General features: G+C 64.8%; 23 protein-coding genes and 1 pseudogene. 11 read left to right on the top strand and 13 right to left on the bottom strand.

Going from position 1 to position 26366, the window contains the following annotated elements; all coding sequences use genetic code 11:
- Window positions 1-5 precede the first annotated feature (5 nt).
- Window positions 6-301, bottom strand: a pseudogene (locus GGD66_RS41245) (6-aminohexanoate hydrolase); the annotation flags it as partial.
- 171 nt (window positions 302-472) lie between these two features.
- Here GGD66_RS41245 and GGD66_RS01265 point away from each other — a divergent pair.
- Entirely contained in the window at window positions 473-1507 is a 1035-nt protein-coding gene (locus GGD66_RS01265) for a hypothetical protein (protein ID WP_183256674.1), read from the top strand.
- 37 nt (window positions 1508-1544) lie between these two features.
- Here GGD66_RS01265 and guaA read toward each other — a convergent pair whose 3' ends face one another.
- Window positions 1545-3143, bottom strand: coding sequence for a glutamine-hydrolyzing GMP synthase (gene guaA / locus GGD66_RS01260; RefSeq protein ID WP_092253065.1), 1599 nt, complete (start codon window positions 3141-3143; stop codon window positions 1545-1547).
- A 147-nt stretch (window positions 3144-3290) separates the two neighbouring features.
- Here guaA and GGD66_RS01255 point away from each other — a divergent pair, with 147 nt between their 5' ends.
- The 3 genes from GGD66_RS01255 (at window position 3291) to GGD66_RS01245 (ending at window position 4645) form a co-directional block, all read left to right on the top strand.
- Entirely contained in the window at window positions 3291-3662 is a 372-nt protein-coding gene (locus GGD66_RS01255) for a nuclear transport factor 2 family protein (protein ID WP_183256673.1), read from the top strand.
- A 174-nt stretch (window positions 3663-3836) separates the two neighbouring features.
- Entirely contained in the window at window positions 3837-4169 is a 333-nt protein-coding gene (locus GGD66_RS01250; RefSeq protein WP_183256672.1) for a DHCW motif cupin fold protein, read from the top strand.
- A 266-nt stretch (window positions 4170-4435) separates the two neighbouring features.
- Window positions 4436-4645 (top strand): cold-shock protein, encoded by a 210-nt coding sequence (locus GGD66_RS01245; protein WP_008141931.1) that lies wholly within the window; start codon window positions 4436-4438, stop codon window positions 4643-4645.
- Window positions 4646-4857: 212 nt separating this feature from the next.
- On the opposite strand, the gene GGD66_RS01240 is transcribed toward GGD66_RS01245, so the two are convergent.
- Both GGD66_RS01240 and GGD66_RS01235 read right to left on the bottom strand, forming a co-directional pair.
- On the bottom strand, window positions 4858-6159 hold the full coding sequence (locus tag GGD66_RS01240; protein WP_183256671.1) for an RsmB/NOP family class I SAM-dependent RNA methyltransferase: 1302 nt from the start codon (window positions 6157-6159) through the stop codon (window positions 4858-4860).
- A gap of 32 nt (window positions 6160-6191) precedes the next feature.
- Window positions 6192-6614, bottom strand: coding sequence for an MAPEG family protein (locus GGD66_RS01235; RefSeq protein ID WP_092252705.1), 423 nt, complete (start codon window positions 6612-6614; stop codon window positions 6192-6194).
- Window positions 6615-6784: 170 nt separating this feature from the next.
- Between GGD66_RS01235 and GGD66_RS01230 the strand changes: the two genes are divergently transcribed.
- Complete coding sequence (locus GGD66_RS01230; RefSeq protein ID WP_177236928.1) at window positions 6785-7399, top strand: acriflavin resistance protein; 615 nt, start codon at window positions 6785-6787, stop codon at window positions 7397-7399.
- A 69-nt stretch (window positions 7400-7468) separates the two neighbouring features.
- On the top strand, window positions 7469-8311 hold the full coding sequence (locus tag GGD66_RS01225) for a metallophosphoesterase (RefSeq protein WP_092252703.1): 843 nt from the start codon (window positions 7469-7471) through the stop codon (window positions 8309-8311).
- 15 nt (window positions 8312-8326) lie between these two features.
- Here GGD66_RS01225 and GGD66_RS01220 read toward each other — a convergent pair whose 3' ends face one another.
- The 3 genes from GGD66_RS01220 to guaB form a co-directional block, all read right to left on the bottom strand.
- Window positions 8327-8626, bottom strand: a complete 300-nt coding sequence (locus GGD66_RS01220) for a hypothetical protein (RefSeq protein ID WP_092252700.1) — start codon at window positions 8624-8626, stop codon at window positions 8327-8329.
- Between the two features lie 170 nt (window positions 8627-8796).
- On the bottom strand, window positions 8797-9819 hold the full coding sequence (locus GGD66_RS01215; RefSeq protein ID WP_092252698.1) for an NADP-dependent oxidoreductase: 1023 nt from the start codon (window positions 9817-9819) through the stop codon (window positions 8797-8799).
- A gap of 244 nt (window positions 9820-10063) precedes the next feature.
- Window positions 10064-11557, bottom strand: coding sequence for an IMP dehydrogenase (guaB, locus tag GGD66_RS01210; protein ID WP_018317668.1), 1494 nt, complete (start codon window positions 11555-11557; stop codon window positions 10064-10066).
- 450 nt (window positions 11558-12007) lie between these two features.
- Here guaB and GGD66_RS01205 point away from each other — a divergent pair, with 450 nt between their 5' ends.
- Entirely contained in the window at window positions 12008-13498 is a 1491-nt protein-coding gene (locus tag GGD66_RS01205; RefSeq protein ID WP_183256670.1) for an MFS transporter, read from the top strand.
- A 495-nt stretch (window positions 13499-13993) separates the two neighbouring features.
- Here the strand turns inward: GGD66_RS01205 and GGD66_RS01200 are convergent, their stop codons facing one another.
- From GGD66_RS01200 to GGD66_RS01190, 3 genes are all read right to left on the bottom strand, one after another.
- Window positions 13994-15082 carry a hypothetical protein gene (locus tag GGD66_RS01200; protein ID WP_183256669.1) on the bottom strand — a complete coding sequence of 363 codons (1089 nt, stop codon included), beginning with the start codon at window positions 15080-15082 and terminating at the stop codon, window positions 13994-13996.
- 84 nt (window positions 15083-15166) lie between these two features.
- Window positions 15167-15847 (bottom strand): RlmE family RNA methyltransferase, encoded by a 681-nt coding sequence (locus GGD66_RS01195; RefSeq protein ID WP_183256668.1) that lies wholly within the window; start codon window positions 15845-15847, stop codon window positions 15167-15169.
- Between the two features lies 1 nt (window position 15848).
- Window positions 15849-16922, bottom strand: coding sequence for a Ppx/GppA phosphatase family protein (locus GGD66_RS01190; protein WP_183256667.1), 1074 nt, complete (start codon window positions 16920-16922; stop codon window positions 15849-15851).
- Between the two features lie 210 nt (window positions 16923-17132).
- On the opposite strand from GGD66_RS01190, the gene GGD66_RS01185 reads away from it, so the two are divergent.
- On the top strand, window positions 17133-19505 hold the full coding sequence (locus GGD66_RS01185) for a xanthine dehydrogenase family protein molybdopterin-binding subunit (protein ID WP_183256666.1): 2373 nt from the start codon (window positions 17133-17135) through the stop codon (window positions 19503-19505).
- A 164-nt stretch (window positions 19506-19669) separates the two neighbouring features.
- Here the strand turns inward: GGD66_RS01185 and GGD66_RS01180 are convergent, their stop codons facing one another.
- Window positions 19670-20467 carry a hypothetical protein gene (locus GGD66_RS01180; protein ID WP_183256665.1) on the bottom strand — a complete coding sequence of 266 codons (798 nt, stop codon included), beginning with the start codon at window positions 20465-20467 and terminating at the stop codon, window positions 19670-19672.
- Between the two features lie 104 nt (window positions 20468-20571).
- Here GGD66_RS01180 and GGD66_RS01175 point away from each other — a divergent pair, with 104 nt between their 5' ends.
- From GGD66_RS01175 to GGD66_RS01165, 3 genes are all read left to right on the top strand, one after another.
- Window positions 20572-21075 carry a YaiI/YqxD family protein gene (locus GGD66_RS01175; RefSeq protein WP_018319890.1) on the top strand — a complete coding sequence of 168 codons (504 nt, stop codon included), beginning with the start codon at window positions 20572-20574 and terminating at the stop codon, window positions 21073-21075.
- Window position 21076: 1 nt separating this feature from the next.
- A complete protein-coding gene (locus GGD66_RS01170) occupies window positions 21077-22888 on the top strand; it encodes an ABC-F family ATP-binding cassette domain-containing protein (RefSeq protein WP_183256664.1) in 1812 nt (603 codons plus the stop codon).
- A 67-nt stretch (window positions 22889-22955) separates the two neighbouring features.
- Complete coding sequence (locus tag GGD66_RS01165) at window positions 22956-24035, top strand: D-TA family PLP-dependent enzyme (RefSeq protein WP_092252684.1); 1080 nt, start codon at window positions 22956-22958, stop codon at window positions 24033-24035.
- Window positions 24036-24132: 97 nt separating this feature from the next.
- On the opposite strand, the gene GGD66_RS01160 is transcribed toward GGD66_RS01165, so the two are convergent.
- Together GGD66_RS01160 and GGD66_RS01155 are read right to left on the bottom strand one after the other, a co-directional pair.
- Window positions 24133-25353 carry a TIGR03862 family flavoprotein gene (locus GGD66_RS01160; RefSeq protein WP_183257132.1) on the bottom strand — a complete coding sequence of 407 codons (1221 nt, stop codon included), beginning with the start codon at window positions 25351-25353 and terminating at the stop codon, window positions 24133-24135.
- The gene (locus GGD66_RS01155) at window positions 25350-26267 is read right to left on the bottom strand and encodes an SDR family NAD(P)-dependent oxidoreductase (protein WP_018319886.1); all 918 of its coding nucleotides are present in this window, start codon (window positions 26265-26267) and stop codon (window positions 25350-25352) included. The genes GGD66_RS01160 and GGD66_RS01155 overlap by 4 nt, the downstream gene beginning before the upstream one ends.
- Window positions 26268-26366: the final 99 nt, after the last annotated feature.

Genomic DNA, 26366 nt, shown 5'->3' with positions numbered 1-26366 from the left:
TAGGGCGTCACCGACATCGCCATATGCGGCTTGTGCGGCTTCAACGCGCCGAAATAGCGCTCGTAGATCAGCTTGCCCCGATGCAGCACGGCGATGCCGTCGGGTGTAGGTCTCCTCCAGCATGTTTGCGAAGGTCATGGGCCGGCCGTCCATCGTGGTCGAGGCGACCGCGCCGATGTCGTGGTCCGCGCGCGGCAGGGGTGATACTGGCCCCGCCCCGCGCCAGACGTTCACGGTCGGCACCAGTTGGCGGATGTTGCTCTAGGGCCCAATGCAGTTCGGGGAAGCTGCGCTTGGCACCTGCGCGACGACTCAGGCGGCGGTCAGAAGTACGCGACCTACACGATTGCGCGCCCGTAGATCGCCCACTCCCACAGGGGCTGTGACCTCCCAGCAGGCATGGCATAGTGAATTTGCGACTCGTACAGCGAGCCAAAGAAACGGCCGACTTCTCCAAGTTGGGGCTTCGACAATGCCAAAACTTCCTCTTTCACCGATGCTCGTTCAATACTTAATCGGTTTGTGCTGCCTGAAATGGCATCCAAACGCGGTCAACGTCACGATCGGCGATATGGTGCTAGATCCCGCGGCCAACAAAGAACGAGATGTCGATGTCACGGTCACAGTTTCGGAGTCTGAAAGTGTAACCCACGCCTTCAAAGCCTACGAGGTGAAGCACGAGAATAGTCCGCTCGACGTCACTGCGGTCGAGCAATTGTGCATGAAGTTACTGGATATGCCGTCAGTGACCCACAGAGCCATCGTGTCGGCGTCGGGTTTCACATCGAGCGCTCAATCCAAAGCAGCTCGACATGGGGTCACCCTCTATGAACTCCGACCATGGACGCGGCCACTGCAAGAACAATTCCCGGCCCTCACTATGGAAGGCACAGCCGAAGAATGCTTTCCAATGAGCCAAGTCCTTCTTTGCTGGACTAATATGCAACTTTCGATTGTCGCGCGGCAAGCAAAAGGATCGTTTTCAGTGCAGTCTACTGACAAACTTTACGACAGCGCGCGCAATGCACATCCAAAATTTGAAACTTTTGCCGACTATCAAAGCGAGTTGCTGCTGCGCTCAACGGAGGTACTCTTTCCGCTAGAGCCAGCGACGACCATTTCACGTACATTCCCCGTCCCGCATACCGCTTCTGACGGTACCGTTCCTGCTGGACCAGCATGGCCACACACTCATTCGCTCGATGTTCACGGAGACGACGTCCACGTTGAGACGGGAAGTGGCATCTGCAAAATCGACTTAGTCACAATTAACGGACATCTCCAATTGCAACGCGCAACTAACAAGTCGCGCTACTATGTCATGGATCAAATCCCAAATGGGGAAGCATTCGCGGGCGCGCTAATATCCCTGGAGGAGCGCGAAGGACATATGACCGCTCTCGTTTTCTCGCCAAAGACCCGCGACATCGGGATTCATTTTGTCCGCCTAGCGGAGAAACATCTGAACTTCATCCGTGGACTCACACTGGATCATCCAGCCCCGTAACCCGACTTGTAAGGCCTGCGAACCCAGACCCCTCCCCCTACTCCCACTCAATCGTCCCAGGCGGCTTGCTGGTCACGTCATACACCACCCGGTTCACGCCCTTCACCTCGTTGATGATGCGCGTGGCGGTTTCGCCTAAGAACTTCATGTCGAACTGGTAGAAGTCCGCGGTCATGCCGTCGGTTGAAGTCACGGCGCGCAGGCCGACCACGTAGTCATACGTGCGGCCGTCGCCCATGACGCCCACCGTCTTCACCGGGAGCAGCACGGCAAAGGCCTGCCAGATCTCGTCGTAGAGGCCGTGCTTGCGGATCTGGTCGATGTAGACGGCATCGGCTTTGCGCAGGATGTCGAGCTTGTCCCTGGTGATGTCGCCGGGGCAGCGGATGGCGAGGCCCGGGCCCGGGAACGGGTGGCGGCCGACGAAGATTTCGGGCAGGCCGAGCTCGCGGCCGAGCTTGCGCACCTCGTCCTTGAACAGCTCGCGCAGGGGCTCGACGAGCTTCATGTTCATGCGCTCGGGCAGACCGCCGACATTGTGGTGCGACTTGATGGTGACCGAAGGGCCGCCGGTGAAGGAGACGCTCTCGATCACATCAGGGTAGAGCGTTCCTTGCGCGAGGAAGTCGGCGCCGCCGATCTTCTTGGCTTCCTGCTCGAACACCTCGATGAAGAGGCGGCCGATGGTCTTGCGCTTGGTTTCGGGATCGGTGACGCCTTCGAGCTCGCCGAGGAATTGCTTCGAGGCATCCACGTGCACGAGCGGGATGTTGTAGTGGTGGCGGAACAGGTCGACCACGGTCTTGGCTTCGTCGAGGCGGAGCAGGCCGTGATCGACGAAGACGCAGGTGAGCTGGTCGCCGATCGCCTCATGGATCAGCACGGCAGCGACCGCGGAATCGACGCCGCCGGAGAGGCCGCAGATCACCTTGCCCTTGCCGACCTGGGCGCGGATCTTGGCGATCTCCTCCTCGCGGAAGGCGCGCATGGTCCAGTCGCCGGTGAGCCCTGCGATCTTGCGTACGAAGTTGCGGATGAGTTTTGCGCCGTCGGGCGTGTGCACCACTTCGGGGTGGAACATCAGGCCGTAATATTTGCGCTTCTCGTCCTGGATGATCGCGAACGGCGCGTTCGGCGAGGTGCCGGCGACCGAGAAGCCCGGCGGCATCTTGGTGATGCGGTCGCCGTGGCTCATCCAGACCTGGTTCTTGCCGCCCGATGACCAGACGTCCTCGAACAGCTTGCTCGGCGCCTTCACCTCGACATCGGCGCGGCCGAATTCGCGGTGATGGCCACCCTCGACCTCGCCGCCGAGCTGGGCCGCCATGGTCATCTGGCCGTAGCAGATGCCCATCACGGGCACGCCGGAATCGAAGATCGCTTGCGGGGCGCGAGGCGAGCCGGCCTCGTGGACCGACTCGGGGCCGCCCGAGAGGATCACCGCTTTCGGCTTCATCTCATTGAAGGCGGCTTCGGCCTTGTTGAAAGGGACGATCTCGCAATAGACGCCGTCCTCGCGCACGCGACGCGCGATCAGCTGCGTCACCTGGCTGCCGAAGTCGACGATGAGAATCTTGTCGTGCGCCGAGGCCACCGAGGGCGTCGACGCGGAGCGGTCGTTCTGTGCTGCTGTCATGGCCAGCAGATACGCGACGCGCGGGCCAGCCGCAACCGCGGTGGCGGCGCGCCCACATGCTTCTTTGGGCATGGACAAATCGATATAGGTAAGTACTATTGACCTATTATGCCCACTCTCAAACATGGGCAGATCAGGGAGAACGCCATGCCACAGCATCATCAGCCATCAACGCTTGCCGCCCTCGGCCGGACCTGGGTCGAGGCCTGGAACGCGCGCGATCTCGAGTGCGTGCTCGCGCTCTATGACGAGGCCGCATTGATGACCTCGGACCGGATCCCCATGCTGGGCTTCGACGCGAGCGGCACCGTGCGCGGCAAGGACGCTTTGCGCGCCTATTGGGGGAAAGCGCTCGGGCTGGTGCCGGAGCTGCATTTTTCGCTGATCGAATTGTTCGTCAGCCCTGATAGCGTCGTGGTGTTCTACGCGAACGAGCGCGGCAAGAAGATCTGCGAATATCTGCGGGTGAATGACGCGGGCCTGATCGTGCAGGGCTCGGCGAACCATTTGCCCCACTAGCCCATCCTCGTCATTGCGAGCGCAGCTCTCGTAGGGTGGGCAAAGGCGCGCTTGCGCCGTGCCCACGATCTCTTTCAAGATCGCGAGATATGGAGGGAACGCATCCGCTTCGCTCCTCGAGCGGAAGCTTTGCCCACCCTACGAGACTGCCGGCTCTGAAACAGGACCTTCCCCATGAAACTCCCCGCCTCTCCCTTTACCGTCACCGACTGGAGCAAGGTCGAGGCGACCACGCATCCCGGCGAGACCGGGCAGGCGTTGTGGCGCACGCTCGATATCGGCGAGCTCCGGGTGCGGATGGTGGAATATTCGCCGGGCTATTTGGCCGACCATTGGTGCGATCGCGGCCACGTGCTCTACGTGCTCAAGGGCGAGCTCGACAGTGAGCTGCGCGACGGGCGCAAATTCAAGCTCACGGCGGGGATGAGCTACCAGGTCTCGGACTACGGCGACGCCGCGCACCGGTCCTCGACCGCGACCGGGGCGACCCTTTTCATCGTGGACTGAGATCCGCCGGGCGGTTAATTTGCACCGCAAAATAGCAAAGTCGCGCGACGCGCCGGGTCACGGGTGGTGCCTTGAACTGGCCCCAAATTCTCGCTATATTGTGATCATCGATACTTGGCCGAACGACTGGGCCGCTTCGCTTCGTTGCTGACGGGCGCGCACGCTTCAGATGAATTCTCCAAACATCGACTCATCAGGGACTATGGGCGCAATGCTGCGTACCGGTCCGCGTGCGTACTCAATCTAACTAACTAAAGGAAATTCCCATGGCTATGGGCACCGTGAAGTGGTTCAACACCCAAAAGGGTTATGGTTTCATCCAGCCGGATGACGGCCAGAAGGACGTGTTCGTGCACATCAGCGCCGTCGAGCGCGCTGGCCTCTCTTCCCTCAACGAGGGTCAGAAGGTCTCGTTCGACATCGTCGCCGATCGTCGCAGCGGCAAGTCCTCGGCTGACAATCTCCGCGTCGGCTAACGCCCGCGCACCGTTCTGACCACGGACGTACCGGCAGAACGTCAAGTTAGAAAACCCCGCGACCGGGATCCGGTCTGCGGGGTTTTTGTTTTGGGGGGAACTGTGGCGCGGCAGATGCGGTGCCGTAGGGTGGGCAAAGCGAAGCGTGCCCACCATTTCAATCGCAACCACGGAGAGGTCGTGGGCACGGCGCTTTCGCGCCTTTGCCCACCCTACGAGACTTTTTTCAGGATCGAGACGAAGAACCCATCCGTCCCGGTCCGCCGCGGCGTCATCAGCAAGCCCTCGGGCGATTGCAGCGCGGCCTCGCCAAACGCCTCCGCCTTGTCCCACAGCGCGCTCGCGGTCTGCTCGGGTGGCACGGGCGCGAACTCGGGGTGGCGCGCGACGAACGCCCTCACCTGTTCGCCGTTTTCTTCCGACAGCACCGAGCAGGTGATGTAGGCGATGCGGCCGCCCGGCTTCACCAGCGGCACCGCGCGCTCCAGCACCTCGGCCTGGTCGCGCAGGCGAATCTCCAGCGCGCCCGGACGCATGCGCCATTTCGCGTCGGGGTTACGGCGCCAGGTTCCGGTTCCCGTGCAGGGCGCATCGATCACGACGAGGTCGGCGGTGCTGCGGATATCGGCCAGCGGATCGGCCTCGCCCTTGGGCGTGCGGACATCGGCATTGTGCACGCCCGCGCGCGACAGCCGTTCGTGGATCGGCGCGAGCTGGCGCTTGTCGCTGTCGGTCGCGATCAGCCGGCCCTTGCCCTGCATCAGGGCGGCGAGCGCCAGGGTCTTGCCGCCGGCGCCGGCGCAGAGGTCGATCACCTGCTCGCCGGGCTTTGCCGCGGTGAATTGGGCCGCCAGCTGCGATCCCTCATCCTGCACTTCAATCCCGCCCTTGATGAAATCCTCTTCGGCCTGGATCCCGGGGTTGCGCGCATCGGCCGAAAGCGCGATGCGCAGGCCGGTTGCCGACCAAGGCGTCGGTTTCGCATGAAGATGAGCAAGCGACTGCAGCGCCTTGTCGCGATTGGACTTTAGCGTGTTGACGCGCAGGTCGAGCGGCGCCCGGCTCGCCATTGCGGCGGCCTCCGCGGCGCGGTCCTCGCCGAAAACTTTGGCCAGGTGCGGATCCAGCCATTCGGGATAGTCGCCGGCGATCGCGGCCGGCGCGTCCTTCAGGGACCGCTGGCTGAGCGCCGCCTGCTCAGCCTCGGTCAGCGGCGCCGGCGCAAAGCGGCTGCCGTCGAACAAGGCGCCCATGGTGGCCGTGTCCATGTCGCGCTCGAGCCGGAGCATGCCGATCAGCCTGGCACGCGCGGTATCGGAATCCATCAGGAACGCGCTCGAGGCGTAGCGGCGCAGCACGTCCCAGACGAGGCCGGCGATGGCGGCGCGGTCGCCCGAGCCGGCAAAGCGGTGCGCGGTACCCCACTCCTTCAGCGCCTTGGCCGCGGGCACGCGGTCTTTCTCGATGGTGTCGATCAGTTCGATGGCTGCGGAGAGCCGGGCAGCGGGAGTCATTTGAATCTTTCAGATGGCATTGGCGGATGCGCCTAGATCAGCAACAGCATTTTCAGCGCGAAGTAGATCCACATCGCCAGCAGCACCAGCACGCCGGCGAGCCAGACCGTGGAGCGCCGGCCGAGATCGTTCGAGGAGACGAACACGCCGGCATGGACAAAGCGCGTCACCACGAACACCCAGGACATCAGCACGATGAAGAGATCGGCATGGCGCAGGGGCAGCGCCAGCGCGATCAGAACGTAGAGCAGGACCGGCAGCTCGAACTGGTTGCGGTAGCAATTGGCGATCTGCGTGGCGCCCTTCGGCCAGTTCGGCTCGCCGAGCGCAATGTCGCGGATCTTGGTCTCGCCGGAGACCAGCGTCTTGCGGCGCGCGAAAACCATGCCGATCAGCAGCGCGAAGGTGAGGCCGATCTGGACGAAGACCGGCAGCAAGACCATTTGAACGGACATCGGAACTTTCCCATCCGGCGGGCGGCGCCGGACCGTCCATTAGCTGCCGCTCCTCGTCCTGACAATCAACGAGTTGAACCGGCGTTCCCGCTCTCGCGACCAACCACCGATAGTTAAAGCGATTTCGGCCCCTTTTCGGGCCCAAGGCGAGATCGAGGCGAGATGGCGCCATGACCACCCTGTCCAGCCTTTGGAGCGAATCCGCCGACGGCCGGCTCGGTATCCTGATGTCGGCCCTCTCGGGTATCGCGATGGCGCTTGCGGTCGCGCTGGCGATGACGGTTTACTTTCGCCTGAGCTACCGAACCTGGCGCGATGTCGTCAGGCATGGCCTCGCCGCTCTGGCCGCGACGGCTTTGTTCGCCTTTGCCGCCTACGACATGCGCCACGCCGCGCTCGCCTATCTCGGTCTCAATCCGTCCAAGCCCGCCGTCGAGTTCGAAATCCGCATGCCCCGGGCGATGCTGACGGCGGTGACCGACAGCCAGATCGAGCTGCATACCGACCGCAACCAGACGCTGGCGCTGGTCGAGGGCGTGCGCGACCTCTCGGGCGGCCGCGCGCTGCTGCGCGGCGCGGTCGCGCTCAACCACCGCACCGCGGATCGCGTGCTGGTCGTGAACCTGCCCGGCAAGGGCATTTTCGAGTTCCGCCTCCGTCTGCCCGCCGAGCCGCATCGCTCCCAAGAGTTCGGCCCCTGGCACCTCGCCGACCGCATCGCCTCGCCGCTCGCCGACACCGTCGCGCCGCAGGACGCCTACACGATCCGCTACCGCGTGCTTTAAACTTTGTTCGTTGCGATCTATGCCCGCGCCGTCATCGTTCCGACGCGCGAGCACGGGTACGATGATCGCATGCCCGAATTTCGCCTGACGCAGATTTCCGACACCCATCTCGGCCGGCGCTTCCCCGGCCTGATCGCCAACTTCCAGGCGATCAGCGAGCATATCGACGGCAACCGGCCCGACCTCGTGATCAACACCGGCGATGTCGCCTTCGACGGGCCGACCGGCCGCGACGATGTCGTCTTCGCAAAAGACCTGCACGACGCCCTGCCCGTCGCCTGCCGCTACCTCCCCGGCAATCACGACATCGGCGATAATCCGACCGCGGTCGGCCCGGCGCCGAAGCCGCCGGTCACGGAAGCGCATCGCCGGCAATTCTGTGACCTGATCGGCGAAGACCATTGGGCGTTCGAGGCTGGAGGCTGGCGCTTCATTGGCCTCAACTCGCTGGTGATGAACTCCGGGCTCGCCTTCGAGGCCGAGCAGTTCGACTGGCTGTCGCAGGAGATATCTCGCACGAAGGGCAGACCGGTCGCGCTGTTCCTGCACAAGCCGCTATTTCTCAACCTGCCTGACGATCCCGAAACGCCGGAGACCGCGATCCGCTACGTGCCGCAGCCGGCCCGGGCCCGGCTGATCGAGATGCTCGGGACGATCGATCTGCGCCTCATCGCCAGTGGCCACGTGCACCAGCGGCGCGACTTCACCTATTGCCATACCCGCCATGTCTGGGCGCCGTCGGCCGGCTTCGTCATCAACGATCAGCGCCAGGACCGGATCGCGATCAAGGAGGTCGGGCTGGTGGAATACCGCTTCCGGCCCGACAGTTTTGAAGTCCGCCACGTCAGGGCCGCGGGCCAGGTCGATGTCGACATCGAGGAGTTGCTCGCCCAGATGGGCGGCGAGCATTAAGGCGCGCCGATCGGCTCAGGCGACGCTCTTGAGGTCCTGCTGGATCGCGGCGAGCAAGGATTGCAGCGCCTCGCTGTTCACCGGCTTGGCCGCGAGATCATTGGCAGGCGGCTGCCTGACAGGCTGCGCGGCCTTGACCGGGCGCTTCGGGAACGGCGGGGGCGGCGCCGGCATCGAGGGGCGAGCAAGATCGCCCTCCTCGTCGACATGGACGAACTTGCCATGGATGACGTCGTCGTGGCGGCCCATGACGAACATGGCCAGCCAATAGCCGGCAGCAAGCAGGATAACGCAGAAAACACTGATCTCTAACATCGCAGCACCTAAAATATGCCCGATGATTCAATGCCTTCGCGATCCCGTCAATGAACAGCCGGTCACACCTGCGGCTTTTGCGGGCAGGTGTGACCATTTGGTGACTCTTTCTTAACTATCCCCACGAGGCCTGTGGCTCTGTAACCACGTGAGTCCAAGTCTCTGTCGCGCTAGGCCTTGTCCGGCCCGACGCGGACCAGCTGCTTGCCGAAATTGGCGCCCTTCAAGAGGCCCATGAAGGCGCCGGGCGCGCTGTCCAGGCCCTCGGTGACGAACTCCTTGTACTTGACCTTGCCGTCGCGGACCCATCCCGACATGTCGCGCAGGAAGTCGCCATGGCGGGAGGCGAAGTCGGAGACGATGAAGCCGCGGAAGGTCAGCCGCTTGGTCAGCGTCGCGCGCATCATGCTGGCCGCCCATTTCGGCGCCTTGGCTTCGGTGTCGTTGTAGTGCGCGATCAGGCCGCAAACCGGCACGCGCGCGAACGGATTGAGCAACGGGAACACCGCCTCGAACACGGCGCCGCCGACATTCTCGAAATACACGTCGATTCCCTTCGGGCAGGCGAATTTTAGCTTGGCCGGAAAATCAGTTTCGCGATGATCGAGACACTCATCGAAGCCGAGTTCCTTCACCACGTAGGCGCACTTGTCCTTGCCTCCGGCGATGCCGACCGCGCGTGCGCCCTTGATCTTGGCGATCTGCCCCACGGCCGAGCCGACCGCACCGGAGGCGCCGGCAACGACGACGGTCTCGCCTGCTTGCGGCTTGCCGATGTCGAGGAGGCCCGTATACGCCGTCATGCCGGGCATGCCGAGCACGCCGATCGAGGTCGAGATCGGACCGAGCTTCGGATCGACCTTGATCAGGCCCTTGCCGTTCGAGATCGCGTGAGACTGCCAACCGGTTCGTGCACGGACGATGTCGCCCTTGGCGAAATCCGGATTGTCGGAGACCGCGACCTCGCTAACCGCCTCGCCTTCCATCACGCCGCCAACCGGCACCGGCGCGGCATAAGACGGACCATCACTCATGCGCCCGCGCATATAGGGATCGAGCGACAGCCAGATCGTGCGCAGCAGGACCTCGCCTGCCGCAGGCGTCGGGACCGCGAATTCCTCCAGGCGAAAATCAGATGCTTTGGGTTCGCCGACGGGACGCGCGGCGAGAACGATGCGCTTGGCTTGGGACATGGCTTCCTCCGATTGTTTTTCGACATGAACGGAAGCGGAGGGAGCGAGGCGCGTCAATACAAAAGCGGCCGAGCCACACACTCGCTGTCATCGCCCGACTTGATCGGGCGATCCAGTATTCCAGAGACGGTCGTAATTGAGCCGAGAAGCCGCGGCGTACTGGATGCCCCGGTCAAGCCGGGGCATGACACCGTCGTTGAGGCAAGCGCGTCGAAACTCACGCGCTCGCGAGATCGGAGCGAGACTAACCCCCGCCCGGATAGTTCGGGCTCTCGCGCGTAATGGTGACGTCGTGGACGTGGCTTTCGCGCAGGCCTGCACCGGTGATGCGGACGAACTGGGCCTTGTCGTGCAGTTCCTTCATGTCGCGTGCGCCGACATAGCCCATCGCGGCGCGAAGGCCGCCGGCGAGCTGGTGCATGACGTTGCCGACCGGGCCCTTGTAGGGCACCTGGCCCTCGATGCCCTCAGGCACGAGCTTGAGCGTGTCCTTGATGTCCTGCTGGAAGTAGCGATCGGCCGAGCCGCGCGCCATCGCGCCGACCGAGCCCATACCGCGATAGGCCTTGTAGGAACGGCCCTGCCACAGGAACACTTCGCCTGGTGTCTCGTCGGTGCCGGCGAGCAGCGAGCCGACCATCGCGATGTCGGCGCCGGCGGCGAGCGCCTTGGCGAGGTCGCCGGAGAACTTGATGCCGCCGTCGGCGATGACGGGGATGTCGGCCTTCTTTGCAGCTTCCACCGCATCCATGATCGCGGTGAGCTGGGGCACGCCGACGCCGGCGACGATGCGCGTGGTGCAGATCGAGCCCGGGCCAATGCCGACCTTGATGCAGTCCGCGCCCGCGTCGATCAAAGCCTGCGTGCCCTCGGTGGTGGCGACGTTGCCCGCGACGACCTGCACGGAGTTGGACAGTCGCTTGATGCGGTTGACGGCGTGCAGCACGTGACGGGAATGGCCGTGCGCGGTGTCGACGACGACGAGATCGACGCCGGCATCGATCAGCCGCTCGGTGCGCTCGAAGCCGGTGTCGCCGACCGTGGTGGCGGCGGCGACGCGCAGGCGCCCCTGCGCGTCCTTGCAGGCGAGCGGATGGGCGACCGCCTTCTCCATGTCCTTGACGGTGATGAGGCCGACGCAGCGATATTGCTCGTCGACCACGAGCAGCTTCTCGATGCGATGCTGATGCAGCATCCGCCGCGCCTCGTCCTGGCTGACATTCTCGCGCACCGTGACGAGGCCTTCATGCGTCATCAGCTCGGAGACTTTTTGCCGGCGGTCGGTGGCAAAGCGCACGTCGCGGTTGGTGAGGATACCGACCAGCTTGCCCGGCGTATTCTTGCCGGCGCCGGTGACGACGGGAATGCCGGAGATGCCGTGATCGCTCATCAGCTTGAGCGCGTCGTCGAGCGTGGCCTCGGGGCTGATGGTGAGCGGGTTCACCACCATGCCCGACTCGTAGCGCTTGACCTGCCGCACCTGGGCGGCCTGCCCTTCGGGGTCGAAATTGCGGTGGATGACGCCGAGGCCGCCGGCCTGCGCCATGGCGATCGCCATGCGGGCCTCGGTGACGGTGTCCATGGCCGAGGCCATGATCGGGATGTTGAGCGGAATGGCGCGGGTGACGCGCGAGCGGATGTCGACCTCGCCCGGCATGACGTCCGACAGGCCCGGCTTCAGCAACACGTCGTCGAACGTAAAGGCTTCGCGGATGCCCTGAAGTTGCACCGTGGCCATTTGCCAACTCCTTCCTGCGGCCTTGCCGCAAATGCTAATGGATGAGCGCCGCCCTCGGCGTACCTTGCGGCATCGCCTTGAGAATCGGAGCCCATCGGTGGGGTTGACGCGGGTCGATAGCACGGCCGCGTGACGAATCAAAGCAATTCGGACCGCTGGCCAGCCATGCACAGGCTTTTTTGGCCGATTCAGCCGAGCGGCAGCCCACCCTCCCACTGTCATTCCCCGGGCGCGGCAAAGTCGCGAACCCGGAATCCATCACGCAGCCGGCCCTGCGGCCCAATGGATCTCGGGTTCGCGCCAAGGGCGCGCCCCGGAACGACGGTGGCGGAGGGTCACACCGTTGTTACGCGGGACTTAGGTGCTATGCGTCGATCCGCAATGGTCGGGGACCAGTGGCGGTGATAAGCCGCAACTCCACCCACTTCCGATTTTCATTACCAATCCGTCATGGTCGACAAGCAACGCATCATTCCGCTGATCGTGGCCACCGCGCTTTTCATGGAGAACATGGACTCGACGGTGATCGCCACCTCGCTGCCGGCGATAGCGGCCGACATCGGCACCAGCCCGCTGACGCTGAAGCTCGCGATCACATCCTATCTGCTGTCGCTCGCGGTGTTCATCCCGGCGAGCGGATGGACCGCCGACCGGTTCGGCGCGCGAATGGTATTTGCGATCGCGGTCGGCGTGTTCATGGTGGGCTCGGTCGGCTGCGCGCTCTCCTCCTCGGTCACCGATTTCGTGTTCGCGCGCATCCTGCAAGGCATGGGCGGCGCGATGATGACACCGGTCGGGCGCCTCGTGCTGCTGCGGTCAGTGGACAAGAGCGCTCTGGTCAACGCCATGGCGTGGGTAACGGTCCCTGCCCTCATAGGTCCTGTGATCGGACCACCGCTCGGCGGCTTCATCACCACCTACGCGTCGTGGCACTGGATCTTCCTGATCAACATTCCGATCGGGCTGCTCGGCATCTTCATGGCGCTGAAGTTCATCGACCCGATCAAGAGCGAGGAACGCGAGCCGTTCGACCTCTACGGCATGGTGCTGGCGGGCATTGGCCTTGCCGGCATCGCCTTCGGCCTGTCGGTTGCCGGTCTCAACCTGCTGCCGTGGAGCACCGTCGCCGCACTGATCGCGGGCGGCGCGATCTCGATGACGCTCTACGCCATTCACGCCCGGCGCACGGGCTCGCCGGTGCTCGATTTCTCGCTCCTGAAGCTGCCGACGCTGCGCGCGGCCGTGTTCGGCGGCTTCCTGTTCCGGCTCGGCATCGGCGCGCTGCCGTTCCTGCTGCCGCTCCTGATGCAGATCGGCTTCGGCCTGTCGCCGTTCCATTCCGGCCTCGTCACCTTCGCCTCCTCGCTCGGCGCCATGGGCATGAAGACGCTTGCCGCGCGCATCATCCGCACCTTCGGCTTTCGCAACCTGATGACGGTGAACGCGATCGTCAGCGCGTTCTTCCTCGCCGTCTGCGCGCTGTTCACGGTGACGACGCCGCTGCTCATCATCATGGTCATCCTGGTCGTCGGCGGCTTCTTCCGCTCGCTCGAGTTCACCGCGATCAACACCGTCGCCTATGCCGACGTCGAGACCGCGCAGATGAGCCGCGCCACCACCCTCGTCAGCGTCAACCAGCAACTCGCGGTCTCCGCCGGCGTCGCCGTCGGCGCGGCCTGCGTGGAAACGACGATGTGGTTCAACCATGTCAGCGAAATCGACGCCACCGTGTTCGCCCCCGCCTTCCTCGTGGTCGCGCTGACCTCGGCGGCATCGAGCTGGTTCTTCTGGCAGATGCCCGTCGACGCCGGCCACGAGATATCCGGCCGCAAGGCGGTGGAGATCGCAAGCCGCAGGGGCGCCGGCAAGGGTGCGGAGAAGGCGGCGGTCAAGGCGGCGAGCGAGGATACGCAGGACGTGCGGGATCAGCGGCTTGGATAATCAGAGGCTCGCGATGTCATGCACAGCATCGTGACTTCTAACTGCGCCCGCGCGTCAGCATTCGCCGCGGCGGCGAGAACAGCGCGGACGCCAGGTTCAGAAGCCGGAGAACAAACCTCTACCGGACATTCCCGATATACTTCATTCCCACATAAGGACCGGACAAGGCAAAGTCCGGTTGCGACGGAGGAGTGTTGAAACGGTTTGCGGCAGGATTGGCGTAGCTTCCGGTCTGCAATCCCTGAGGCTGAACCCTTGGCGTATTGGAGTTGGGCAATGTGCGGGACGTCACGCCGGTCCCGACGTTGGGCCTCTGTACATTCTGGGCATTTGCCAAGGCGGGCATCAGGACGGTGCCGAGTACAAGCGTCGCAGCTACGCCGGAAAGCGTTCCGATATGCATTGTGGCTATCCTCAAAATATTCGACCTAAAGTGGAGCACACCCCTCGAGGCCGATCAAGGGCTTGGGGCCGTGCTCCAGACGCGATGGCTGCTCAATTCCACGTGTAGCGGAGGCCGGCTTGAACTCCCGTGGTCTGGGTCGGGCTGTATCCTGCGAGCGGCTTGCTGGGACCGCCGGCCGGTCCGATCGCGTGCACCTCGATATAGGAGGTGAAACTCGGGCTCCAGACAACGGCAATCTTGCCGGACCCGCGATAGCCGATTGCACTTGTGGGAATGATTGGCCCGACAACTCCGAGCGCGCTCGAGTCGGTGATCTGATAGGCGAACAAGGAGACGGATGGCTGAACCGTATAATCCATCCATCTCATTTGGGTACCAAACCGGGCCCCGCCGTGCACCTCCGTCGTATCGGAAATTTTGGTCCCGAAGTTCTCCGAGTAGCCTTCGGAGTAGGTCATTCCGATCCCGGGCTCGATGAACACCGAAAAGGGAAAATCAAACCGGTATTGCACGTTTCCGGTGAAGCCGAGCGAGTTACCCTCAATGACCGCTGGGGCGAATCCGGAGCCTGACAGCGTGCTTCTAGTCCAGCCGACGAAGCTGGTCAGATCGGCGGAAAGGCCTCCCCTCAGATATGCGACCGTGACCGAGGTCGAAGGTGCGGTGGTGTCGACCGTCAACAGACCGCCCTGGTGGGACCAGGAGCCACCCCCCGTCCCGATGAACGTAAGCGCGTCGTCACCGGCGAAAATCCCGATCTTCGTCACATCGAATGCTCCGGTGACTGACGAGGTGTCGGCCACGATACCAGCGGTCATGGAGCGGTCTACGCCGCCGATCAAATTGCCGCTGTAGAGCCAGCCTGAAGCGACAGCAGGGACCGCGCCCGGCGCTTTCGCGTAAGCAAGAGCCCGGAAGGGATCATCGACGCCACGGGCAGCGAACGGATCACGGTTGTCGAAATCCGATCCGCCTACACCGAACGCGAGTCTGCCGGAGGACGGCAGAACAATGTCTCGCCGGCGCAACTGGTCACGAACGTTCTGCAGAATGTTCTGCACTACGTTGTTGTTGATTTCCTGATAGATGCTGATGCCGCCGGACTGCGCTGCGGCCGGCTGCGCCACCATCAGTGTGAAAGCTGCTGCCGCAACGCTCGAAAATGCTCGACACTTCATTTTGGCCCCACCCCGGGAATCCCGCGATGAAACTAGCCGAACAATGCACTGCAGCACTAGAGCAAAACGGGACGTTGCAACCCGTTACAACCCGCCCCGAAATCCCGTCGCCAGCACATAACGCTCCGACGAATCCTGCCGACTGGCTGCCGGCTTGACATGGCGCACCGTCGCGAAATCGCGCTTGAGCTGGGCGAGCAGATCGGCGTCGGCGCCGCTCTGGAACGTCTTGGCCAGAAACGCGCCGCCGGGTTTGAGCACGTCGCAGGCAAACGCCGCGGCGGTCTCGACCAGGCCGACGATACGGAGCTGGTCGGTCTTGCGGTGGCCGGTGGTGTTGGCGGCCATGTCGGACATCACGAAATCGGCGCCGCCGCCCAGCATCGCGGTCAGCTTGTCCGGCGCATCGTTGGCCATGAAGTCGAGCTGCGCGAAATCGACGCCGGGAATCTCGGGCATTTCCAACAGGTCGATGGCGACGACCTTGCCCTTGCCCTCTACCGATCCGACGCGCTTGGCCGCGATCTGGCTCCAGCCGCCGGGCGCCGCGCCAAGGTCGACCACGGCCATGCCGGGCTTCAAGAGCCGGAATTTGTCGTCGATCTCCAGAAGCTTGAACGCGGCGCGCGAGCGATAGCCCGCCGCCTTGGCCTTCACGACATAGGGATCGTTGAGCTGACGTTCCAGCCACAGCTTCGACGACAATTTGCGCTTGCCGCCGGTCTTGACCTGGACGTGCAAGCGGCCGGTGGTGTCCTTGGCCATCTCACCAGCTCCTGAGCGCGCCGTCCTCGCGCATCATCTCGACCAGCATGCCCTCGCGCAGGCCCCGGTCGGCGACGCGCAGGCGCGGCAGCGGAAAGGCGCGCCTGATAGCATCGAGGATGGCGCAGCCGGCGAGCACGAGATCGGCGCGCTCGACGCTGATGCAGCTGTTGCCGGCGCGCTCCTCGTAGCTCATGCCGAGCAGCTTGTTGATGGTCGCGGTGATGTCGGAATCGTTCATCCAGATGCTGTCGATGCGGCGGCGGTCATAGCGCGCGAGGTTGAGATGGATGCCGGCGAGTGTCGTCACCGTGCCTGACGTGCCGAGCAGATGCATGTCGGCGAGATCGCCGCCGTGGACTTCGGCGAACGGCGCGACGTGGTTCGCGACCTCGTGCTCCATCGCGGCGTAGATCTCCGGCGTCACGTCACGGCCGCCGAACTGCTCGGCGAGCGTGACCACACCGTACGGGATCGACATCCAGGCCTTGATCCGCGGCTCCGGATTGTCCGCGTCGCGCTCGATCCGCACCAGCTCGGTCGAGCCGCCGCCGATGTCGAACAGGATCGCACCGCGGCCCCTGGGATCGACCAGCGGCGAGCAGCCGAGCACGGCGAGCGCGGCCTCGGTCTCGCGGTCGATCACTTCGAGCTCGATGCCAGTTTCGGCCGCGACGCGGCTGCGGAACCCCTCCGCATTCGACGCGGCTCGGCAAGCTTCGGTCGCGATCAGCCGCAACCGGCGCGCTTTGCGCAAATTGATCTTGTCACGGCAGATGCTGAGCGCGGCGATGGCACGCTCGATCGCGGCCTCGCTGATACAGCCGGTCGCCGAGACCCCCTCCCCGAGCCGGATGATGCGCGAGAAGGAATCGACGACGCGAAAGCCGTCCTGGGTCGGACAGGCGATCAGCAGCCTGCAATTGTTGGTGCCGAGGTCCAGCGCCGCATAGACGCCGGTTCCCGACGCCTGCGCGCCGACAGCCGGTTCGGTGGCCAACGCCACCGCCGCCATCGACCCCTCCAGCTCACCGTGCGGCGCATGGCCGTCGCGGAGCCGCGTGTGGTCATTCATACAAACTGTCTTTCCGCGGCCGGTCGGGCCGGTCTGGAATTGATTTTTCGCCTGAAACATTAGCAGCGCAGCCGGCCTGCGCAACAACGCATCACATGGGACCATGCCCATTCGTGCGTTGTCGTGAACGGGGTGGTGGGTTATCTCAATGGGGTCCGGTGCCCCGCTGCCGCGAAAATGCGCAAATGCCGGCTTTTCAGGTCATTTCCCATGCAAGAACACACCAAATCGTCCACGCTCGAAAACGCTATTGCACTGCAAAAATATGGCGTCGGACAGCCCGTCCGCCGCAAGGAGGACGACACGCTGGTGCGCGGCAAGGGCCGCTATACCGACGATTTCAACCTGCCCGGCCAGGCCTATGCCGTGGTCATCCGTTCCACCCACGCCCATGGCACCATCCGCGGCATCGGCATTGATGCCGCCAAGGCGATGCCGGGCGTGCTCGGCGTGTGGACCGGCAGGGATCTCGATGCCGCCGGCTATGGCCCCTTCACCTGCGGCCTGCCGCTGAAGAGCCGCGACGGCTCGCCTTTGCTCCAGACCAACCGCCAGCCGCTGGCGACCGACAAGGTCCGCTTCGTCGGCGATCCCGTCGCCTTCGTCGTGGCCGAGACGCTGGCGCAGGCGCGCGACGCGGCCGAGGCGGTCGAGCTCGATATCGAGCCGCTGCCGGCTGTGACCGACCCTGAAGAAGCTGCCAAGCCCGGCGCGCCGCAGCTCTATGAGCACATTCCCCACAACGTGGCGCTCGACTACCATTACGGCGACATGGACAAGGTCAACGCGGCCTTTGCCAGCGCCGCCCATGTCACCAGGATGGACATCGAGAACACCCGCGTCGCCGTGGTCTCGATGGAGCCGCGCGTCGGCCTTGCCTCCTACGACAAGACAACCGAGCGCTACACGCTTCAGGTGCCGACGCAGGGCGTCGCCGGCAACCGCGCCAACCTCGCCAAGAACCTGAAAGTGCCGAACGAGAAGGTGCGCATCCTCACCGCCAATGTCGGCGGCTCCTTCGGCATGAAGAACATCAACTATCCCGAGTACATGTGCATCCTGTACGCGGCGAAAGTGCTGGGCCGCCCGGTGAAATGGCTCGACGAGCGCTCGACTGCCTTCCTCTCCGACAGCCATGGACGTGCGCAAAAGATCCATGCCGAGCTCGCGCTCGACGCCGAGGGGCATTTCCTCGCGGCCAAGCTGTCCGGCTACGGCAATCTCGGCGCCTACATCACCGGCGTCGCGCCGGGGCCGCTCTCGCTCAACACCGGCAAGAATTTTTCCAGCGTCTACCGCACGCCGCTGATGGCCGTCGACATCAAGGTGGTGCTGACCAACACCACGCTGATGGGCGCCTATCGCGGCGCCGGCCGGCCGGAGGCGAACTACTACATGGAGCGGTTGATCGATCGCGCCGCCGACGAGATGGGCGTCAACCGGCTGACCTTGCGCAAGCGCAACTTCATCAAGCCGAACCAGATCCCGTTCGCGGCCTCCTCCGGCGTCACCTATGACAGCGGCGACTTCCAGGCCGTGTTCAACAAGGCGCTCGAGATCTCCGACCACGAGAATTTCGCCAAGCGCAAGAAAGAGAGCAAGAAGGCCGGCAAGCTGCGCGGCATCGCGGTCGGCTCCTATCTCGAGGTCACCGCGCCGCCGAGCCCCGAGCTCGGCAAGATCGTGTTCGACGCTGACGGCTCCGTGCAGCTCATCACCGGCACGCTCGATTACGGCCAGGGCCATGCCACCCCGTTCGCGCAGGTGCTGAGCGAGCAGCTCGGTGTTCCCTTCGAGAGCGTCAAGCTGGTGCAGGGCGACAGCGACATCGTCCACACCGGCAACGGCACCGGCGGTTCGCGCTCGATCACGGCAACCGGCCAGGCCATCGTGGGGGCTGCCAAGCTCGTCATCGAGAAAGGCAAGCGCGCAGCGGCGCATATGCTGGAGGCGTCCGAAGCGGACATCGAATTCGAAGGCGGCAGCTTCACCATCGCCGGCACCGACCGCAGCATCGACATCATGGAGCTCGCCAAGAAGCTGCACGACGGCAAGACGCCGGAAGGCGTGCCCGATAGCCTCGACGTCGATCACACCAGCGAACCGGTCGCCTCGGCGTTCCCGAACGGCTGTCACGTCGCCGAGGTCGAGATCGATCCTGAGACTGGCGTGGTGCAGATCGTGCGCTACAGCGCGGTCAACGATTTCGGCACGGTGATCAACCCGCTGCTGGTCGCAGGCCAGCTCCATGGCGGCGTCGTCCAGGGCATCGGGCAAGCCCTGATGGAGCACATCCGCTACGACGAGAGCGGCCAGCCGATCACGGGCTCGCTGATGGACTACGCCCTGCCCCGCGCCGAGGACGTTCCCAACATGACGGTTGGCGATCACCCAGTGCCTGCCACGACCAATCCGCTCGGCAGCAAGGGCTGCGGCGAAGCGGGATGCGCCGGCAGCCTGTCGACGGTGGTGAACGCGGTGCTCGACGCGCTCTCGGATTACGGCGTCAAGCACATCGACATGCCGCTGACCCCGGAGCGCGTGTGGCGGGCGATCCAGGATGGTAAGGCGAAGGCGGCGTAAGGGGTACACACTGCTTCTCCACATACAACTGTCATCACCCGCGAAAGCGGGTGATCCAGTACTCCGAGACAGTAGTTGTCGACCGAGAGGCCGCGGCGTACTGGATGCCCCGCCTCCGCGGGGCATGACAGCATTTTCGGAGCGGCAGCTTCGCCCTTCCCGCCCTACACCGCCTGCTCGCGCGGCTGGTAGATCGCAATGTGCTGGCAGTGGGCGAGCGGCGTGGTGCCGTTGGCGACGACGAGCGCGTCGAGCTCGACGAAGCGGTGGCCCTTCTTCTCGTAATTGGCCGTGACCTTCGCCCGCGCGGTGATCTCGTCGCCGGTGCGTACCGCCGACAGCAATTGCATGCGGCTGCCGACATGGATCCACGGGCCGAGAATGGTGTTGTCGACCAGCACGCGGTTCATGACGCGCTGGATCAGGCCGGGATGGCCGAGTCCTTCGCGCGCGAAGATCGGATCGGTTTCCCTGATGTCGGCGAGATAGTCAGCCGCATCCTGCCCGGCCCAGCGCCGGGGCGTCGTGCCCAGCCATTTGCCGGTCTCGAACGTCGCGGGACTGACCGGCTTGCGCTCGGCCACCACGGGCATCGCGACATAGTCGCTCGGCGACACCACAGGCGCGGCCGCCGGCAGCGAGGCCGTGCCTGTCGCGCAGAGCTCGGTACGGCTGAACACCTCGATCGTCAGCAAGCCGTTGTGCTCGGTCGCATCGACATCGGCGGTCTCGCCATCATAGACCGGCTTGATGAAGCGGGCCTCAACCAGCCCGCGGGACAGGAAATCGCGGCCCCAGCGCGCCACCGGCACGTGCATCATGTAGGCGAAGACATCGACGCCCGGGACCAGCCCGCCGGAAAAGCCGAAGCGGCGCGCCACCGTGTCGTCATGCATCTTGTTTTCGGATTGCTTGGCGGTGTTGTAGGCCTCGACGCGCCAGGTTTCGAGCCGGTTCGGCATGGGGTCATCTTCCCTGTTCTTGTTGTTTCGGACGGATCGTAGGCCCCAGGGAACACCGGTCAATCCCCTCGCCTTTGCAGCCCGAATGGGGTACCACGCGGCGAATGACTGACACCCCCACCCGCATCTATGTCGACGCCGACGCCTGCCCGGTAAAGGACGAGATCTATCGCGTCGCGCTCCGGCACGGCGTGCCCGTGAGCGTGGTCGCCGGCAATTTCATCCGCGTGCCGCACGATCCGCTGATCGAGCGCATCGCCGCAGGCGCCGGCATGGACGCCGCCGACGACTGGATCGTCGAACGCGTCAAGCCCGGCGACGTCGTCGTGACCTCCGACATTCCGCTGGCCAGCCGCTGCGTCAAGGCTGGCGCCGACGTAATCGCGCCGAACGGCAAGCCGTTCACGGAGGAGTCGATCGGCATGACGCTGGCGGTGCGCAATCTGATGACGGATCTGCGCTCGGCCGGCGAAGTCACCGGCGGCCCGCGATCATTCGCGCCGCGCGACCGCTCCGCCTTCCTCTCGGCGCTCGACCAAACGCTGCGCCGGATCCAGCGCCGCCGCGCCGATCAGGCCGCAACGAGCCAGAATTTGAGTCAGGGCTGACATGGCGCCGCCGCTGATCCAACTGAAAGACATCAGGCTGACCTTTGGCGGCACGCCGCTGTTGTCGGGCGTCGAGCTCAACGTCGCGCCATCCGAGCGCGTCTGCCTGATCGGTCGCAACGGCTCGGGCAAGTCGACCCTGCTGAAGATCGCGGCCGGCCTGGTGGAGCCCGACGGCGGCACGCGCTTCGTGCAGCCCGGCGCCACCGTGCGTTACCTGCCGCAGGAGCCCGACTTCGGCGAGCACAAGACCACGCTGGCCTATGTCGAGTCCGGTCTCGCGCCCGGCGACGATCAGCACCAGGCGCGCTACCTGCTGGAGCAGCTTGGCCTGACCGGTGACGAGAACCCGCATAATCTCTCCGGCGGCGAGGCCCGCCGCGCGGCGCTGGCCTATGTGCTGGCGCCCTCGCCGGACATTTTGCTGCTGGACGAGCCGACCAACCATCTCGATCTCGCCACCATCGAATGGCTGGAGCAGGAGCTCGACTCCAGGCGCAGCGCACTGGTGATCATCAGCCACGACCGCCGCTTCCTCACCAATCTCTCGCGCGCCACCGCGTGGCTCGACCGCGGCAAGATCAAGCAGATCGACCGCGGCTTTGCCTCGTTCGAGAGCTGGCGCGACGAGGTGCTGGCGGAAGAAGAGCGCGACCAGCACAAGCTCGACCGCAAGATCGTCGACGAAGAGCACTGGCTGCGCCACGGCGTCTCCGGCCGGCGCAAGCGCAACGTCAAGCGCCTCGCCAATCTGCATACGCTGCGCGACCAGCGCCGCAACTACCGCGGCACGGCCGGCACCGCCAGCCTCGCGGCGGCCGAAGCGGAGCAGTCGGGCAAGCTGGTGATCGAGGCCAAGGGCGTCACCAAGGCCTATGGCGAGCGCAAGATCGTCGAGAATTTCTCGACCCGCATCCAGCGCGGCGACCGGCTCGGCATCATCGGCCCCAATGGCGCCGGCAAGACCACGCTGGTCAATCTGCTCACCGGCGGCGCAGAGCCGGATTCCGGAACGGTGCGCCTCGGGGCCAATTTGGAGATAGCGACCCTCGATCAGCACCGCGAAAGCCTCGATCCCAAATCGACGCTGGCCGAAGCACTGACCGGCGGTCGTGGCGACCAGATCATGGTCGGCGGCAAGCCGAAGCACGTCGTCGGCTACATGAAGGACTTTCTGTTCGCGCAGGAGCAGCGGGGCACGCCGGTGGAAGTGCTCTCGGGCGGTGAGCGCGGTCGGCTGATGCTGGCGCGCGCGCTGGCAAAACCCTCGAACCTGCTGGTGCTGGACGAGCCGACCAACGACCTCGATCTCGAAACCCTCGACGTCCTCGAGGATATGCTCGGCGACTACGAGGGCACCGTCATCCTGATCAGCCATGACCGCGACTTCCTCGACCGCGTCGTCACCTCGGTGATCGCGCCTGAGGGCAACGGCAAGTGGACCGAATATGCCGGCGGCTACAGCGACATGCTGACCCAGCGCGGTGCGGATCTGAAGCGCGAGACGACGAAGGCCCAGCCGGTTGCGGAGAAGCGGGAAGAGCGCGCCGCTGCTCCCGCCTCCGCACCGAAACGCAAGCTGAGCTTTAACGAGAAACACGCGCTGGAAACGCTGCCGAAGAAAATGGAAACGCTGCAGGCCGATATTGCAAAACTGCAGCGCGTGCTCGACGATCCCAATCTCTATGCGAAAGATCGCAAGAAATTCGACGACACCTCCGCCGCTATCGCCAAGGCGCACGATGAACTGTCTGCCGCTGAAGAGCGCTGGCTCGAACTTGAAATGCTTCGGGAAGAAATAGAGCAGGCCTAGCGCGCATTCCGCAAAAGTGGGCACCGGTTTTGCGACCAGAATGCGCGCCAACTAAGAGACGACTCCCATGACAACTCCCCTCGCTGCAAAAATCGCCCGCGAATACGGCACACCCTGCGCCGTCATCGACATGGACAGGGTCGAGCGCAACATCGCGCGGATCCAGAAAGCCTGCGACGAGGCCGGTGTCGCCAACCGTCCGCACATCAAGACCCACAAGAACCCGACCATCGCCAAGATGCAGGTTGCGGCCGGCGCCAAAGGCATCACCTGCCAGAAGCTCGGCGAAGCCGAGATCATGGCCAACGCCGGCATCGACGACATCCTGATCAGCTACAACCTCCTCGGCGAAGAGAAGATGGCGCGGCTCGGCGCGCTGCAGGCGAAGGCCAACATGACGGTGGCCGCCGACAATTCGACCGTCGTCGCCGGCCTGCCCAAGGCTGCTGCGGCGTCGGGCCGTCCGCTCTCGGTCGTGGTCGAATGCGATACGGGGCGCAAGCGCGCCGGCGTCGAGACCCCGGCGGAGGCGATCGCGCTGGCGCGCGAGATCGCCGCATCCAAGGGGCTGCGGTTCGCCGGCTTCATGCTGTATCCGACCGAGACCGGCTGGGCGGACGCGCAGAAATTCTACGACGAGGCGCTGGTCGGCGTGCGCGCGCACGGGCTGGACGCAAAAATCGTCTCGACCGGCGGCACGCCGAACCTGAAGAACATCGGCAAGCTCAAGGGCGGCACCGAGCATCGCTTCGGCACCTACATCTACAACGACCGCATGCAGGTCGCGGCGGGCTCCGCGACCTGGGACGACTGCGCGCTGCACATCTATTCGACCGTGGTGAGCCGCGCCGCGCCCGAGCGCGGCATCCTCGATGCCGGCTCGAAGACGCTCACCACTGATACCGGCGGTCTCGACGGACACGGCCTGATCCTGGAGCATCCCGAAGCCAAGATCGCGCGCTTCGCCGAGGAGCACGGCTTCCTCGATCTGTCCCGCAGCAACACGCGCCCGAACGTCGGCGACGTCGTCCGCATCGTGCCGAACCACGTTTGCGTCGTCGTCAACATGATGGACGAGGTGGTGATGGTCCGCGGCGAGGAGATCATCGGCACGCTGCCGGTGGCGGCACGGGGCAAGCTGCGGTAGACGAGCTGCCGTAAGGTGGGCAAAGCGAAGCGTGCCCACGACTTCTCGTCGTAACTGCGAAAGATCGTGGGCACGGCGCTTCGCGCCTTTGCCCACCCTACGATTTCTTGAGCCAGGTCAGCACGCCCCTGCCCGCCGCAGCGCCGGTGGCAAACGACGCCTGCAGCAGATATCCGCCCGTGGGCGCCTCCCAATCTAGCATCTCGCCCGCGGCAAACACGGCGGGCAGCTTGCGCAGCATGAAGTAGTTGTCGATCTCGTCGAAGGTGATACCGCCCGCAGTCGAGATCGCGCGATCGATCGGTGCAACGCCCGTGAGCTGCACCGGAATGGTGTTGATCAGATGCGCAAGCTCGGCCGGCGAGAACGCGGCCAGCGGCCGGCCGGACGCAATGGCGGCCTCCTGCATCAGGCCGATGCCGACCGGCGACAATTGCGCCGCCTTGCGCAGGAAGTTCGCGAGCGATTGCTTGCCGCGTGTCCCTGACAGCCGCGTGGTCAGAGCGGCGGCGTCGAGGTCGGGCCGCAATGCGATCGAAAGCGTCGCCTGCCCGAGACTGAGCACCTCCTCCCGCAACTCCGCCGACAGCGCGTAGATCGCGCCGCCTTCGATGCCGCTCCGCGTGATCATGGCTTCGCCCCGCACCGTATGCGCGCCGATCGTCAGCGCCACGCCCTTGAGCGGCTGGCCCTCGAAACGATCGCGGAACACATCGGACCAGGCGACCGTGAAGCCGGAATTGGCTGGCCGCAGCTTTGAGATGGCAACACCCTTCGCGGCAAGGATGTCGGCCCAACTGCCATCCGACCCCAGCCGCGGCCAGCTGGCGCCGCCAAGCGCGAGCACGGTGGCGCTGGCAGTGACGGCCGCTGCGCCATCGGGCGCTCGAAACACCAGCCGCCCCTCACCGTCCCAGCCGGTCCAGCGATGACGAAACGCAAACCGCACGCCGCTGGCATCGAGGCGCCGCAACCAGGCGCGCAGCAAGGGCGAAGCCTTGAACGCCTTTGGAAACACCCGCCCGCTGCTGCCGACGAAGGTCGGCTCGCCCAGCGCTTCGCTCCACGCGCGCAACGCCTCAGGCGAAAACGCCTCGACCGCCGCCTGCAGCTTCGGTGCGGCCTCGCGATAGCGCGCCATGAAATCCAGCAGCGGCTCGCTGTGGGTGAGGTTGAGCCCGCCGCGGCCGGCCATCAGGAATTTTCGGCCCGCGGACGGCATCGCGTCGTACACGGTGACGCGCGCGCCGCCCTGCGCCAGCATCTCCGCCGCCATCAGCCCGGCGGGACCGGCCCCGATGACGGCGATGTCAGTCAGAGCTTGATCCCCGCCCGCGCCGCGGCCTGCGCCACGTATTTCTGGGTCTGCTCGAACGCCCCGGTCAGCGCCTTGGCTTTCGACATGTCGCTGATCTCGGCGAAATGCGCGGCGACGGCGTCCGGCGTCCATTCGGATTCCGGCAGGTTGATGCCCTCGCTCTCCACGATCTTGATCACGGCGAACGATCCTGCGCCGGCGCCCATGATGGTGCGGGTCGGCGCGTCCTCGCTGAGCATGTACTCGACCGCGGGCGTGATCGCGTTCGGCTTCATCAGTTGCAGCGCCTGCGGCGGCAACAGCTCTTCCGTCATGCGGGTAGCGGCCGTCGGCGAGATGATGTTGACGCGGATGTCGGACTTGCGGCCTTCCTCGGCGAGCACGTTCATCAAGCCGACCATGCCGGACTTGGCCGCGCCGTAATTGGCCTGGCCGAAATTGCCGTAGAGGCCGGAGGACGACGTCGTCAGCACGATGCGGCCATAGTTGCGGTCGCGCATGCCGGCCCAGGCCGCCTTGCAGCAATAGAAGGTGCCGACGAGATGCACGTCGAGCACCTTTTGGAAGTCGGCCGCTTCCATCTTGCCGAACGACTTGTCGCGCAAAATGCCCGCATTGGCGCACAAGAGGTCGACGCTGCCCCACTCCTTGGTGGCGCGCTCGACCATGGCGGTGACCTGCTCGAAATTGGAGACGTCGGCGCCATCCGCCATCGCGGTGCCGCCGGCCTTGCGGATTTCCTCGACCACGGTCTCGGCCGGCGACAGCGAGCCACCGGTGCCGTCACGCGCGCCGCCGAAATCGTTGACGACCACTTTCGCGCCGCGGCTGGCCAGCCCCAGCGCATGCGCGCGCCCCAGACCATTGCCCGCGCCGGTGACGATGGCGACGCGTCCGTCGAACCTGATTGCCATGAGTGAAGGTCTCTATTTCTTCTTCCCTTCTCCCCTTGTGGGAGAAGGTGGCGCGCAGCGCCGGATGAGGGGTCTCTCTCGACAGATGCGCTCGCGGAG

The organism is Bradyrhizobium sp. CIR48 (assembly GCF_014198315.1).
In the GTDB taxonomy this organism is placed as follows: domain Bacteria; phylum Pseudomonadota; class Alphaproteobacteria; order Rhizobiales; family Xanthobacteraceae; genus Bradyrhizobium.
Note: the sequence above shows the minus strand (reverse complement) of the source record. Positions and strands in the feature narration are given on the sequence as shown.

Bases quoted from the DNA above. Each gene is read 5' to 3' on its own strand.
- GGD66_RS01265 (WP_183256674.1), top strand. From the start codon at position 473: ATGCCAAAACTTCCTCTTTCACCGATGCTCGTTCAATACTTAATCGGT.
- guaA (WP_092253065.1), bottom strand. From the start codon at position 3,143: ATGACAGCAGCACAGAACGACCGCTCCGCGTCGACGCCCTCGGTGGCC.
- GGD66_RS01255 (WP_183256673.1), top strand. From the start codon at position 3,291: ATGCCACAGCATCATCAGCCATCAACGCTTGCCGCCCTCGGCCGGACC.
- GGD66_RS01250 (WP_183256672.1), top strand. From the start codon at position 3,837: ATGAAACTCCCCGCCTCTCCCTTTACCGTCACCGACTGGAGCAAGGTC.
- GGD66_RS01245 (WP_008141931.1), top strand. From the start codon at position 4,436: ATGGCTATGGGCACCGTGAAGTGGTTCAACACCCAAAAGGGTTATGGT.
- GGD66_RS01240 (WP_183256671.1), bottom strand. From the start codon at position 6,159: ATGACTCCCGCTGCCCGGCTCTCCGCAGCCATCGAACTGATCGACACC.
- GGD66_RS01235 (WP_092252705.1), bottom strand. From the start codon at position 6,614: ATGTCCGTTCAAATGGTCTTGCTGCCGGTCTTCGTCCAGATCGGCCTC.
- GGD66_RS01230 (WP_177236928.1), top strand. From the start codon at position 6,785: ATGACCACCCTGTCCAGCCTTTGGAGCGAATCCGCCGACGGCCGGCTC.
- GGD66_RS01225 (WP_092252703.1), top strand. From the start codon at position 7,469: ATGCCCGAATTTCGCCTGACGCAGATTTCCGACACCCATCTCGGCCGG.
- GGD66_RS01220 (WP_092252700.1), bottom strand. From the start codon at position 8,626: ATGTTAGAGATCAGTGTTTTCTGCGTTATCCTGCTTGCTGCCGGCTAT.
- GGD66_RS01215 (WP_092252698.1), bottom strand. From the start codon at position 9,819: ATGTCCCAAGCCAAGCGCATCGTTCTCGCCGCGCGTCCCGTCGGCGAA.
- guaB (WP_018317668.1), bottom strand. From the start codon at position 11,557: ATGGCCACGGTGCAACTTCAGGGCATCCGCGAAGCCTTTACGTTCGAC.
- GGD66_RS01205 (WP_183256670.1), top strand. From the start codon at position 12,008: ATGGTCGACAAGCAACGCATCATTCCGCTGATCGTGGCCACCGCGCTT.
- GGD66_RS01200 (WP_183256669.1), bottom strand. From the start codon at position 15,082: ATGAAGTGTCGAGCATTTTCGAGCGTTGCGGCAGCAGCTTTCACACTG.
- GGD66_RS01195 (WP_183256668.1), bottom strand. From the start codon at position 15,847: ATGGCCAAGGACACCACCGGCCGCTTGCACGTCCAGGTCAAGACCGGC.
- GGD66_RS01190 (WP_183256667.1), bottom strand. From the start codon at position 16,922: ATGAATGACCACACGCGGCTCCGCGACGGCCATGCGCCGCACGGTGAG.
- GGD66_RS01185 (WP_183256666.1), top strand. From the start codon at position 17,133: ATGCAAGAACACACCAAATCGTCCACGCTCGAAAACGCTATTGCACTG.
- GGD66_RS01180 (WP_183256665.1), bottom strand. From the start codon at position 20,467: ATGCCGAACCGGCTCGAAACCTGGCGCGTCGAGGCCTACAACACCGCC.
- GGD66_RS01175 (WP_018319890.1), top strand. From the start codon at position 20,572: ATGACTGACACCCCCACCCGCATCTATGTCGACGCCGACGCCTGCCCG.
- GGD66_RS01170 (WP_183256664.1), top strand. From the start codon at position 21,077: ATGGCGCCGCCGCTGATCCAACTGAAAGACATCAGGCTGACCTTTGGC.
- GGD66_RS01165 (WP_092252684.1), top strand. From the start codon at position 22,956: ATGACAACTCCCCTCGCTGCAAAAATCGCCCGCGAATACGGCACACCC.
- GGD66_RS01155 (WP_018319886.1), bottom strand. From the start codon at position 26,267: ATGGCAATCAGGTTCGACGGACGCGTCGCCATCGTCACCGGCGCGGGC.